A 12766-nucleotide genomic window follows, 5' to 3' on the forward strand; every position below is an offset into this window, starting at 1 on the left:
CTTTTAAACGCCTGAGTTTAAAAGGCGATTTGCGCGGACTTCACTGGCCTCTTCGCGAGCAGGCTCACTCCTACAGGGGGCATGTTTTCTCTCCCGATTTCATTCCCCGGCAAAAGTTGGAAAGCTTCTTGCAGTACCCGCCGTGAGCCCGCTCTGGGCGTCAAAAGTTTGCTTTAAAGGAACGGGGAAAACCGGTGGATCGCTCTCAGTTATTCAACACTGCTCGCACAAACGTTGCCGACCTCAGTCGGGGCAATCTGGGCGTGCCGTTGTTGCTGCTGGTGATGCTGGCGATGATGATGTTGCCGGTGCCGCCGTTCCTGCTCGACGTGTTTTTTACCTTCAACATCGCGCTGTCGATCGTCGTTCTGCTGGTCTGCGTGTACGCGCTGCGGCCGCTGGATTTTGCGGTGTTCCCGACGATTCTGCTGGTCGCGACGTTGCTGCGGCTGGCGTTGAACGTAGCTTCGACGCGGGTGGTCATGCTGCACGGTCAGGACGGCCACGCCGCTGCCGGTAAGGTGATTCAGGCCTTCGGTGAGGTGGTGATCGGCGGTAACTACGTGGTCGGTATCGTGGTCTTCGCGATCCTGATGATCATCAACTTCGTCGTGGTGACCAAGGGTGCCGGGCGGATTTCCGAGGTGAGCGCGCGCTTCACCCTCGATGCAATGCCCGGCAAACAAATGGCGATCGACGCCGACCTCAACGCCGGTCTGATCGACCAGAACCAGGCCAAGATGCGCCGTCAGGAAGTCGCCCAAGAGGCCGAGTTCTACGGTTCGATGGATGGTGCCAGCAAGTTCGTCCGGGGTGACGCCATCGCTGGTCTGTTGATTCTGTTCATCAACCTTATTGGCGGCATGGCCGTCGGTATCTTCCAGCACAACATGAGCTTCGGCGATGCCGGTCGGGTTTACGCCTTGCTGACCATCGGTGACGGTTTAGTGGCGCAATTGCCATCACTGTTGTTATCGACAGCGGCGGCGATCATGGTGACCCGTGCTTCCGGTTCGGAAGACATGGGCAAACAGATCAATCGCCAGATGTTCGCCTCGCCGAAAGCGTTGGCGGTGGCGGCCGGTTTGATGGCCGTGATGGGCTTGGTGCCGGGCATGCCGCACTTCTCCTTCCTGAGCATGGCTGCGCTGGCCGCTGGTGGCGCGTACCTGTTCTGGAAGAAGCAGAACGTGGCCAAGGTCGTGGCGCTGGAAGAGGTCAAGCGCCAGCAGGAACTGCTGCCGTCGCCGGCCCGCGCCATGGAAACCAAGGAGCTGGGCTGGGATGACGTCACGCCGATCGACATGATCGGTCTGGAAGTCGGTTATCGCCTGATCCCGCTGGTGGATCGCAATCAGGGTGGGCAATTGCTGGCGCGGATCAAGGGCGTGCGCAAGAAGCTTTCGCAGGATCTGGGCTTCCTGATGCCGACCGTGCACATCCGCGACAACCTCGATCTGGCGCCGAGCGCCTATCGCCTGACTCTGATGGGCGTGATCCTCGCCGAAGCCGAGATCTACCCGGATCGCGAGCTAGCGATCAACCCGGGCCAGGTCTACGGCACGCTCAACGGTATCAATGCCAAAGATCCGGCTTTCGGTCTGGAAGCGGTGTGGATCGAAATCAGCCAGCGTGCCCAGGCACAATCGCTCGGTTACACCGTGGTCGATGCCAGCACCGTGGTCGCCACGCACTTGAACCAGATTCTGTACAAGCACTCCAGTGAGCTGATCGGCCACGAGGAAGTGCAGCAACTCATGCAATTGCTGGCCAAAAGCTCGCCGAAACTGGCGGAAGAGCTGGTGCCGGGCGTGGTTTCGCTGTCGCAACTGCTCAAAGTGCTGCAAGCGCTGTTGGCCGAACACGTGCCGGTGCGCGATATCCGCAGTATTGCCGAAGCCATCGCCAACAACGCTGCGAAGAGTCAAGATACCGCCGCGTTGGTGGCTGCGGTGCGCGTCGGCGTATCGCGCGCCATCGTCCAAAGCATTGTAGGCACTGAGTCGGAGCTGCCTGTGATCACCTTGGAGCCAAGGTTGGAACAAATATTGCTCAATAGTCTGCAGAAGGCAGGACAAGGCTCGGAAGAGGGCGTTCTGCTGGAGCCAAGCATGGCCGAGAAGCTGCAGCGTTCGCTCATCGAAGCGGCGCAGCGTCAGGAAATGCAAGGTCAGCCGGTGATCCTTTTGGTCGCTGGCCCGATCCGCGCGATGCTCTCGCGCTTTGGCCGCCTCGCAGTCCCTGGACTGCATGTGCTGGCCTACCAGGAAATACCGGACAACAAGCAAGTGACCATCGTTGCGACAGTAGGGCCCAACGGCTGAGGTAGTGGTTTATGCAAGTTAAGCGTTTCTTTGCCGCCGATATGCGTCAGGCCATGAAGCTGGTTCGTGATGAGCTGGGCGCTGATGCCGCCATTATTGGCAACCGCCGCATTGCCGGCGGTGTCGAGCTGACGGCGGCACTGGATTACAAATTGTCGGCGTTGGCGCCACGGGTTCCGAACATGGAGCTCGAAGACGAGCTGCGCAAGACCCAGTCGCGCATCGTCACCGCTCAGGCCGAGTTGAGCCTGCGTGGCGAAGCCGATGGCAACAGCAATCGCCAGATTTTCGCTGGCCTGCCGTTGACGGCCGGCCTGCCGCTGACCGCAGCTGAACCGCTGACCGAGCCGACCTACGCCGCTCCGGCGCGTCCAGCCCCGGCACCTGCGCAGTCTTCCGGCGGTGTTGATCCGCGCGCACTGGATTCGATGCGTTTTGAATTGAACAGCCTGCGCGAGCTGATGGAAGTCCAGCTCGGTACCCTGGCCTGGAATCAGCTGCAAGGCAGCCGTCCGGCGCAGGCCAATCTGTATCGCCGTCTGCAACGTATCGGCCTGTCCGGCCCGTTGTCGCGCGATCTGCTGGCGATGATCACCGATATCGAAGAGCCGCGTCAGGCCTGGCGCATGTTGCTCGCGCACCTGGCACGGATGATTGCCGTACCGGAAGTCGAGCCGCTGGAAGAGGGCGGTGTGATTGCCATGGTCGGCCCGGCCGGCATGGGCAAGACCACTACGCTGGCCAAGCTTGCCGCGCGTTATGTGCTGAAATACGGCGCGCAGAATGTCGCGCTGGTGAGCATGGACAGTTTCCGTATCGGCGCTCAGGAACAGCTGAAGACGCTGGGTCGCATTCTCAATGTGCCGGTGACCCACGTCGATCCGGGCCAATCGCTGGTGCAGGCGCTGGATCCACTGCTGCGCAAACGCGTGGTGCTGATCGATACTGCCGGCCTGCAAGCCAGCGATCCAGCCCTGCGCATGCAGCTCGAAAGTCTGGCCGGGCGTGGCATTCGGTCAAAAAATTATCTGGTCTTGGCAACCACCAGCCAGAAACAGGTTCTAACCGCCGCTTATCACAGTTACAAGCGTTGCGGGCTTGCCGGCTGCATCCTGACTAAACTGGATGAAACGGCCAGCCTTGGCGAAGTGTTGAGCCTGGCGATCAGTCATGAATTGCCGGTCGCGTACCTGACCGATGGCCCACGGATTCCGGATGATTTGCATCTGCCGCGTCGTCATCAACTGGTCAGCCGCGCCGTCAGCGTGCAAATGCAGGAAGAACCCAGCGAAGAAGCCATGGCTGACATGTTCGCTGATATCTATCACAGCCCGACCAAGCAGGTAGGCTGAGGTATTCATGAACAGTTTTTGTACCTACATCGATGGTCTGCCATGCATTGTTCCGGTTGTGAACGCGCAGCCAGTAATGTGGCCTCCGTCTATGCAAGACAAGGTAAAGAAATAACATGGGCAGCATGCATCCCGTACAGGTGATCGCGGTGACCGGCGGCAAAGGTGGCGTCGGCAAGACTAACGTGTCAGTGAACTTGTCGCTGGCGCTGGCAGAGCTTGGCCGTCGGGTCATGCTGCTGGACGCCGACCTCGGTCTGGCGAACGTTGACGTATTGTTGGGGCTGACCCCTAAGCGCACGCTGGCCGACGTCATCGAAGGCCGTTGCGAATTGCGCGACGTGCTGTTGCAAGGCCCCGGTGGCATTCGCATCGTGCCGGCGGCGTCCGGCACGCAGAGCATGGTCCACCTGAGTCCGGCGCAACACGCCGGCCTGATTCAGGCGTTCAGCGACATCGGCGACAATCTCGACGTATTGGTGATCGACACCGCTGCGGGTATTGGTGACTCGGTAGTCAGTTTCGTGCGCGCAGCCCAGGAAGTGTTGCTGGTGGTCTGCGACGAGCCGACGTCCATTACCGACGCCTACGCGCTGATCAAATTGCTCAACCGCGATTACGGCATGAACCGCTTCCGCGTCCTCGCCAACATGGCGCAGAGCCCGCAGGAAGGGCGCAACCTGTTCGCCAAGTTGACCAAGGTCACGGATCGCTTCCTTGACGTGGCCCTACAATATGTCGGCGCCGTGCCTTACGACGAAAGCGTGCGTAAAGCGGTGCAGAAGCAGCGTGCGGTGTATGAAGCCTTCCCGCGTTCCAAGTGCGCACTGGCGTTCAAGGCGATCGCGCAGAAGGTCGACACCTGGCCGCTGCCCGCCAACCCGCGTGGCCACCTTGAGTTTTTCGTCGAGCGCCTCGTGCAGCAAACGGCAGGGCCCGTGCTATGACCGCAAGCGGTATGAACTACTACAAGAAGTCGGCACGTGACGCGCAGTACGAACTGATCGAGCGTTACGCGCCACTGGTCAAACGCATTGCCTACCACTTGCTGGCGCGTTTGCCGGCGAGTGTGCAGGTCGAAGACCTGATCCAGGCCGGAATGATCGGTCTGCTCGAAGTCTCGACCAAATATGACGCCAGCAAAGGCGCCAGTTTTGAAACGTACGCGGGCATTCGAATCCGCGGCGCGATGCTCGACGAAGTGCGCAAAGGGGACTGGGCGCCACGCTCGGTTCACCGCAATACCCGTATGGTCAGTGACGCAATTCGCTCAATTGAAGCTAAAACCGGCCGTGACGCTAAAGATCACGAGGTTGCAGCCGAACTCCAATTGAGTCTCGACGATTACTACGGGATTTTGAATGACACCTTGGGCAGCCGCCTGTTCAGTTTCGACGACCTGCTGCAGGACGGCGAACACGAAGGGCTGCACGAGGATGGCGCGAGTGCTCATCTTGAGCCGTCGCGCGATCTGGAAGATGAACGTTTCCAGGCTGCGTTGGCGGACGCGATTGCCAATTTGCCGGAGCGTGAGCGACTGGTGTTGGCGCTGTACTACGACGAAGAGCTGAACCTCAAGGAAATCGGTGAAGTCCTTGGCGTCAGTGAATCGCGGGTCAGCCAGTTACACAGCCAGTGCGCGGCCCGTTTGCGGGGGCGTTTGGGGGAGTGGCGAGCGCGCTGAAGGCGGTGTGGGGACACTGCGAACGAGGCTGGTGCGGTGATGAACGGCACCGGTCTTGCTCTGTTGTGCTCCAGACAGTCTTCGAGTGCTAAGCCGATTGATTGAAGTGGCGCGTCCAGGTGCTGGGCGCGTTTAAGACTGCTTGGAGGTCGAATTGAACAAAGACATGAAAATCCTCATCGTTGATGACTTCTCAACGATGCGGCGGATCATCAAGAACCTGCTGCGTGATCTTGGGTTCACCAACACCGTCGAGGCTGACGATGGCGTGACTGCCATTCCAGTGCTCAACAGCGGCAGCATCGACTTTCTGGTAACGGACTGGAACATGCCGGGCATGACCGGTATCGACCTGCTGCGCCACGTGCGTGCCGATGAAAAGCTCAAGCACCTGCCAGTGCTGATGGTGACTGCAGAAGCCAAGCGCGAGCAGATCATTGAAGCCGCTCAGGCCGGTGTAAACGGCTACGTAGTCAAACCTTTCACGGCTCAGGCGTTGAAAGACAAAATCGAGAAGATTTTCGAACGCATCGGCTGATGAACGCGCGGGGGAGCTATGGAGCATAACGAATCTTCACAGGGCGATTTCGAGTCGACCCTGAAAAAACACGCGGTCGAACTGGTCGAAAGCCTTGAAAAAGGCAGGTTCGGCGACGCTGTGCAACTGATCCATGAGCTCAATCAGACCCGTGACCGTGGCCTGTACCAGGAAGTGGGCAAGCTCACACGTGAACTGCACAGTGCGATCGTCAACTTCCAGATCGACCCGAACATGCCGCAGGCCGAGGAAGTGTCGCAAATCACCGACGCCACCGAACGCCTGGGCTATGTGGTCAAGCTGACAGAGGCCGCGGCCAACCGCACCATGGATCTGGTGGAAAGCGCCACGCCGGTGGTCAATAGTCTGGCTGATGAAGCCCAGACCTTGAGCGCCGATTGGGGCCGCTTCATGCGTCGCGAGGTCGGGGCTGAAGAGTTCCGTGAACTGGCGCGCCGGGTCGACGGTTTTCTGTCACGCAGCAGCACGGACAACCGTGCGGTGTCGAGCAATCTCAACGACATCCTGCTGGCCCAGGATTACCAGGACCTGACCGGTCAGGTGATCAAGCGTGTGACCCAACTGGTCACCGAAGTCGAAAGCAATTTGCTCAAACTCGTGCTCATGGCCAGTCAGGTCGACCGCTTTGCGGGCATCGAACATGACCGCGCCGCGATGCTTGCAGAAAAAGATCCACAAAAACATCTCTCGCAGGGTGAAGGTCCGCAGATTCATGCCGATAAACGAGAAGACGTTGTGTCCGGTCAGGACGATGTGGACGATTTGTTATCCAGCCTCGGGTTCTAGAGTTTTGGAATTTTAGGTTTTTTGGGTTTTTAGACCTGTAGGAGCACCCCATTAATGAGCTTCGGCGCCGATGAAGAGATCCTTCAGGATTTCCTGGTTGAGGCCGGCGAGATTCTTGAGCAACTGTCCGAACAACTGGTCGAGCTGGAAAGCCGTCCGGATGACGCAGATCTGCTCAACGCAATTTTTCGCGGTTTCCACACTGTAAAAGGGGGCGCCGGCTTCCTTCAGCTCAATGAGCTGGTGGAGTGCTGTCACATCGCCGAAAACGTGTTCGACATCCTGCGCAAGGGTGAGCGTCGCGTTGATGCAGAACTGATGGACGTTGTCCTCGAAGCACTGGACGCGGTGAACAGCATGTTCAGCGAAGTCCGCGAGCGTGCTCCGATCACCGCCGCCACGCCGGAGCTGCTGGCCGCCCTGGCGCGCCTGGCCGAACCGCAAGCGGCGGACGCAGCCCCGGCTTCGCCGGTGGCCGAGATGATCGAAGAACTGGTCGTTGAAGGCGATTCCTCGGGCGACATCACTGATAACGAATTCGAGCAACTGCTGGACTCGCTGAACGCCGTCAAGGCCGAAGCCGAAGCCCCGGCCGCTGCTGCCCCTGCGCAAACGGCCGCTGAAGCCGCGAGCGATGAAATCACCGATGCCGAGTTCGAGTCATTGCTCGATCAGTTGCACGGCAAAGGCCAGTTCGCGGTGGACGCGGTTGCGCCAGTTGCGGCAGCTGCTGCGGCACCGGCCAAGGGCGACAGCTCAGACATCACCGACGACGAATTCGAAGCACTGCTCGATCAGTTGCATGGCAAGGGCAACTTTGCCGTCGATGCGCTGGAGTCGGCGATTGCCTCGGCACCGGCGCCTGCTGCTCCAGCGGCGGCTGCTGCCGGCAGCGATCTGATCAGCGATCACGAGTTCGAATCGCTGCTCGACGAATTGCATGGCAAAGGCAAGTTCACTGACGTTGGTGCCGCGACTGCCGGCGCCGCTTCGACGGTGGCTGCGCCTGCCGCCAAGGCTGCGGCCGCTCCCGCTGCTGCGCCGAAAGCCGCGCCCAAGCCTGAGCCAAAAGCCGAAGCGCCAAAACCGGCTGCCGCTGCTGCACCGGCTCCGGCCCGTGCGCCGGCGACACCGCCACCGGAAAAACCGGCGAGCGAAGCCGAAACCACCGTGCGTGTCGACACGGCACGTCTCGACGAAATCATGAACATGGTCGGCGAGTTGGTGCTGGTGCGTAACCGTCTGGTGCGCCTGGGCCTGAACAGCGGCGATGAAGCCATGCAAAAGGCCGTGTCGAACCTCGACGTGGTCACGGCTGACTTGCAGACCGCGGTGATGAAGACGCGGATGCAGCCGATCAAGAAGGTCTTCGGGCGCTTCCCGCGTCTGGTTCGTGACCTCGCACGTCAGCTGAAGAAAGAGATCAACCTGGAACTGGTGGGTGAAGAAACCGACCTCGACAAAAACCTTGTCGAGGCCCTGGCCGACCCGCTGGTCCACTTGGTGCGCAACGCCGTCGACCACGGCATCGAGTCGCCAGAAGAACGCGAAGCGTCGGGCAAGGCCCGTGGTGGTCGCGTGGTGCTGGCAGCCGAGCAAGAGGGCGACCATATCCTCCTGTCGATTTCCGATGACGGCAAAGGCATGGACCCGAATGTCCTGCGTGCCATCGCGGTAAAACGCGGTGTGATGGACAAGGACGCGGCCGATCGCCTCAGCGATACCGAGTGCTACAACCTGATTTTCGCCCCGGGTTTCTCGACCAAGACCGAGATCTCCGACGTGTCCGGCCGTGGTGTCGGCATGGACGTGGTGAAGACCAAGATTTCCCAGCTCAACGGTTCGATCAACATCTACTCGACCAAGGGCCAGGGCTCGAAGATCGTCATCAAGGTGCCGCTGACCCTCGCGATCATGCCAACCCTGATGGTCATGCTCGGCAATCAGGCGTTTGCGTTCCCGCTGGTCAACGTCAACGAAATCTTCCACCTCGACCTGTCGACCACCAACGTTGTCGACGGCCAGGAAGTGGTGATCGTGCGGGACAAGGCGCTGCCATTGTTCTACCTCAAGCGCTGGCTGGTCAGCTCCGCCGCTCACGAAGAGCAGCGTGAAGGCCACGTGGTGATCCTTTCGGTGGGCACGCAGCGGATCGGCTTTGTCGTCGATCAACTGGTCGGTCAGGAAGAAGTGGTCATCAAGCCATTGGGCAAAATGCTGCAGGGCACTCCGGGCATGTCCGGCGCCACCATTACCGGTGACGGCCGCATCGCGCTGATTCTCGATGTTCCAAGCATGCTCAAGCGTTACGCCGCACGGCGTATTTGAATCCGGGGCGGCGGGGCGATAACGTCCCGCTGCACCTAATGGAGTGTTTATGGCAGTCAAAGTCCTGGTGGTGGACGATTCGGGTTTTTTCCGCCGCCGCGTCTCGGAAATTCTTTCAGCGGATCCGAGCATTCAGGTGGTCGGCACCGCCACCAACGGTAAAGAGGCGATCGATCAGGCGCTGGCACTCAAGCCGGACGTGATCACCATGGACTACGAGATGCCAATGATGGACGGCATCACGGCAGTGCGGCACATCATGCAGCGCTGCCCGACCCCGGTGTTGATGTTCTCCTCGCTGACGCACGAAGGCGCCCGGGTCACCCTGGATGCGCTGGACGCCGGTGCGGTGGATTTCCTGCCGAAGAATTTCGAAGACATCTCGCGTAACCCGGAGAAGGTCAAGCAGTTGCTGTGCGAAAAGGTGCATAGCATCTCGCGCAGTAACCGTCGTTTCAGTGCTTACAGTGCGCCGGCTCCAGCCGCAGCACCGACGCCTGCTCCGGCGCCATCCAGCTTCAGCAGCCACAGCACCAGCGCACCGGCACGTCCGACACCCGCGCCTGTGCATGCACCTGCTCCAAGCCGTATTCCGGCCGCCAGCGCTTCGTCGCCAGCGCCGAAACGCAAAGCCTACAAACTGGTTGCCATCGGTACGTCGACTGGCGGCCCGGTGGCGCTGCAACGCGTGCTGACGCAATTGCCGGCGAACTTCCCGGCGCCGATCGTGCTGATCCAGCACATGCCGGCGGCATTCACCAAGGCCTTCGCCGAACGTCTCGACAAGCTCTGCCGCATCAGCGTCAAGGAAGCCGAGGATGGCGACATCCTGCGTCCGGGCCTGGCGTTGCTCGCGCCGGGTGGCAAGCAAATGATGATCGACGGCCGTGGCGCGGTGAAAATCCTCCCGGGCGACGAGCGTCTGAACTACAAGCCGTGCGTGGACATCACTTTTGGTTCGGCGGCGAAATCCTACGGCGACAAAGTTCTGGCGGTGGTGTTGACCGGCATGGGCGCCGACGGCCGTGAAGGCGCACGTCTGCTCAAGCAGGGCGGCAGCGCGGTGTGGGCGCAGGACGAAGCCAGTTGCGTGATCTACGGCATGCCGATGGCCATCGTTAAAGCCGACCTCGCCGACGCGGTATACAGCCTCGACGACATCGGCAAACACATTGTCGAGGCGTGTATCTGATGGATGTTTTAAGCCTTATCGGGATCATCATGGCGTTCGTCGCCATCATCGGCGGTAACTACCTTGAAGGTGGTCACCTCGGTGCGCTGGCCAACGGCCCGGCGGCATTGATCGTACTGGGCGGCACCGTCGGTGCCGCACTGCTGCAATCGCCGATGAGCGCGTTCAAACGCGCCATGCAGATCCTCGCCTGGATTCTGTTTCCGCCACGGGTCGATCTGGCCGGTGGCATCGATCGCGTCGTCAACTGGAGCCTCACCGCGCGCAAGGAAGGCCTGCTGGGCCTGGAAGGCGTAGCCGATGCCGAACCGGACAACTACTCGCGCAAGGGCCTGCAACTGCTGGTCGACGGCGCTGAGCCGGAAGCGATCCGCAGCATCCTCGAAGTGGATTTCTACACCCAGGAAGCCCGCGACATCGAGGCGGCGAAAGTCTTTGAAAGCATGGGCGGCTACGCGCCAACCATCGGCATCATCGGTGCGGTGATGGGCCTGATTCACGTGATGGGCAACCTCGCCGATCCGACGCAACTGGGCAGCGGCATCGCCGTGGCGTTCGTCGCGACCATTTACGGCGTGGCCAGTGCCAACCTGGTGTTGCTGCCGGTGGCGGCCAAGCTGAAGTCAATCGCGTTGCGGCAGTCGCGTTATCGCGAAATGTTGTTGGAAGGGATCCTGTCGATCGCCGAAGGTGAAAACCCTCGCTCCATTGAGTTGAAGCTGCAAGGCTTCATGGATTAAGGGAATAACCTCATGGCTCGTCGTCGCCACCAGGAAGAACACGTCAATCACGAGCGCTGGCTCGTGTCCTACGCGGATTTCATCACGCTACTGTTCGCGTTCTTCGTGGTGATGTACTCGATTTCGTCGATCAACGAAGGCAAGTACAAAGTCATTTCCGAAGCGCTGATCGGGGTCTTCACCGACTCCGACCGCTCGCTCAAACCGATCCCGATTGGTGATGAACGACCGAAGACCGTGACCCCGGCCAAGCCGCTGGTCAAGGACGCCGAACAGGTCGACGCCGGTATCGCTGGCGCCAGCGATCCACTGAAAAGCATTGCCGATGACATCAGCGCCGCCTTCGGTGACTTGATCAGCTCTAATCAGATGACCGTGCGTGGCAACGAACTGTGGGTCGAGATCGAACTCAACTCCAGCCTGTTGTTCGGCAGCGGTGACGCCATGCCAAGCGACATCGCCTTCAACATCATCGACAAGGTCGCGGCGATTCTGAAGCCGTTCGATAACCCGATCCACGTCGAAGGTTTCACCGATGATCAGCCGATCCGCACCGCGCAGTACCCGACCAACTGGGAGCTGTCTTCGGCGCGTTCGGCGAGCATCGTGCGCATGCTGGCGATGCAGGGTGTCAACCCTGGCCGCCTGGCCTCGGTCGGTTACGGTGAGTTCCAGCCGGTCGCCAATAACGCCACCGCTGAAGGCCGTGCGAAAAACCGTCGTGTGGTGCTGGTGGTGTCGCGCAATCTTGATGTGCGCCGCAGCCTCACGGGCACCGGAACCGCCAATGCGCAACCGGACGCTGCATTGAAGCGGGCTGGCACACAAACTGCACCGACCCCGGTCAAGACGCCGGGACGCGAGAGTGCCGTCAATTCTCCGTCACCCGCATTAACACGCTGAGCTATGTCTCGGTCGAGCATATCGGCCGGGAGGAACGAACCGAATGAGAGTCTGGGCAGTCGCCAATCAAAAGGGTGGTGTCGGTAAAACCACATCTTCCATCGCTTTAGCCGGATTGCTGGCCGAGGCGGGCAAGCGCGTGGTTGTGGTCGATCTCGACCCGCACGGCTCGATGACCAGCTATTTCGGCTACGACCCCGACAGCCTGGAACACAGCAACTACGATCTGTTTCTGCACAAGGGCAGCGTGCCGCAAGGCCTGCCGGGGCAGCTGCTGTTGTCGACCAGTGACGAACGTATTTCGCTGCTGCCATCGAGCACCGCGCTGGCAACCCTTGAGCGTCAGTCGCCGGGGCAGAGTGGCCTGGGTCTGGTAATCGCCAAGAGTCTGGCGCAGCTGTGGCAGGACTTCGATTACGCGGTGATCGACAGCCCGCCGTTGCTCGGCGTACTGATGGTCAACGCCCTTGCAGCGAGCCAGCAACTGGTGATCCCGGTGCAGACCGAACACTTGGCCGTCAAAGGCCTGGAACGCATGGTCAACACCCTGGCAATGATCAATCGCTCGCGCAAACAGGCGTTGCCGTTCAGTATCGTGCCGACCCTGTTCGATCGCCGTACGCAGGCATCGATGCATACCTTGCGTGTGCTGCGCGACAAATTCCCAGAAGAGATCTGGCAGGGTTATATCCCGGTCGATACTCGTCTGCGCGATGCCAGTCGTGCCGGTGTCACGCCTTCGCAATTCGACGGCAAGAGCCGTGGCGTGCTGGCGTATCGCGCGCTGCTCAAGCATCTGTTGGCGCAACAACTTGTTCCGCAGGTGGCTTGAATGACGTTGAACCTTGTAGGAGCTGCCGCAGGCTGCGATCTTTTGATCTTGCTTTGTGGCGCTCCT

At 60.3% G+C, this 12766-nt stretch carries 11 protein-coding genes; all 11 read left to right on the forward strand.

Going from position 1 to position 12766, the window contains the following annotated elements; translation table 11 throughout:
- Positions 1 to 194: 194 nt before the first annotated feature.
- The 11 genes from flhA (at position 195) to PMI23_RS19235 (ending at position 12700) form a co-directional block, all read left to right on the forward strand.
- The gene (gene flhA, locus PMI23_RS19185; RefSeq protein ID WP_007920014.1) at positions 195 to 2324 is read left to right on the forward strand and encodes a flagellar biosynthesis protein FlhA; all 2130 of its coding nucleotides are present in this window, start codon (positions 195 to 197) and stop codon (positions 2322 to 2324) included.
- Between the two features lie 11 nt (positions 2325 to 2335).
- Complete coding sequence (gene flhF / locus PMI23_RS19190) at positions 2336 to 3676, forward strand: flagellar biosynthesis protein FlhF (RefSeq protein WP_007920012.1); 1341 nt, start codon at positions 2336 to 2338, stop codon at positions 3674 to 3676.
- Positions 3677 to 3792: 116 nt separating this feature from the next.
- Complete coding sequence (fleN, locus tag PMI23_RS19195) at positions 3793 to 4623, forward strand: flagellar synthesis regulator FleN (protein WP_003222917.1); 831 nt, start codon at positions 3793 to 3795, stop codon at positions 4621 to 4623.
- Complete coding sequence (gene fliA / locus PMI23_RS19200; RefSeq protein WP_007920004.1) at positions 4620 to 5360, forward strand: RNA polymerase sigma factor FliA; 741 nt, start codon at positions 4620 to 4622, stop codon at positions 5358 to 5360. The genes fleN and fliA overlap by 4 nt, the downstream gene beginning before the upstream one ends.
- A gap of 166 nt (positions 5361 to 5526) precedes the next feature.
- Entirely contained in the window at positions 5527 to 5898 is a 372-nt protein-coding gene (locus PMI23_RS19205; protein ID WP_161986607.1) for a chemotaxis response regulator CheY, read from the forward strand.
- A gap of 18 nt (positions 5899 to 5916) precedes the next feature.
- The gene (locus PMI23_RS19210; protein WP_007920000.1) at positions 5917 to 6705 is read left to right on the forward strand and encodes a protein phosphatase CheZ; all 789 of its coding nucleotides are present in this window, start codon (positions 5917 to 5919) and stop codon (positions 6703 to 6705) included.
- A 54-nt stretch (positions 6706 to 6759) separates the two neighbouring features.
- Complete coding sequence (locus PMI23_RS19215) at positions 6760 to 9033, forward strand: chemotaxis protein CheA (protein WP_007919999.1); 2274 nt, start codon at positions 6760 to 6762, stop codon at positions 9031 to 9033.
- Positions 9034 to 9082: 49 nt separating this feature from the next.
- Positions 9083 to 10225 (forward strand): protein-glutamate methylesterase/protein-glutamine glutaminase, encoded by a 1143-nt coding sequence (locus tag PMI23_RS19220; RefSeq protein ID WP_007919996.1) that lies wholly within the window; start codon positions 9083 to 9085, stop codon positions 10223 to 10225.
- Positions 10225 to 10965, forward strand: a complete 741-nt coding sequence (locus tag PMI23_RS19225) for a flagellar motor protein (protein ID WP_007919994.1) — start codon at positions 10225 to 10227, stop codon at positions 10963 to 10965. The genes PMI23_RS19220 and PMI23_RS19225 overlap by 1 nt, the downstream gene beginning before the upstream one ends.
- Positions 10966 to 10977: 12 nt before the next feature.
- On the forward strand, positions 10978 to 11868 hold the full coding sequence (gene motD / locus PMI23_RS19230) for a flagellar motor protein MotD (protein ID WP_007919992.1): 891 nt from the start codon (positions 10978 to 10980) through the stop codon (positions 11866 to 11868).
- 43 nt (positions 11869 to 11911) lie between these two features.
- Positions 11912 to 12700, forward strand: coding sequence for a ParA family protein (locus PMI23_RS19235; protein ID WP_007919990.1), 789 nt, complete (start codon positions 11912 to 11914; stop codon positions 12698 to 12700).
- The last annotated feature ends 66 nt before the right edge of the window (positions 12701 to 12766 follow it).

This window comes from Pseudomonas sp. GM24 (assembly GCF_000282235.1).
Taxonomy (GTDB): domain Bacteria; phylum Pseudomonadota; class Gammaproteobacteria; order Pseudomonadales; family Pseudomonadaceae; genus Aquipseudomonas.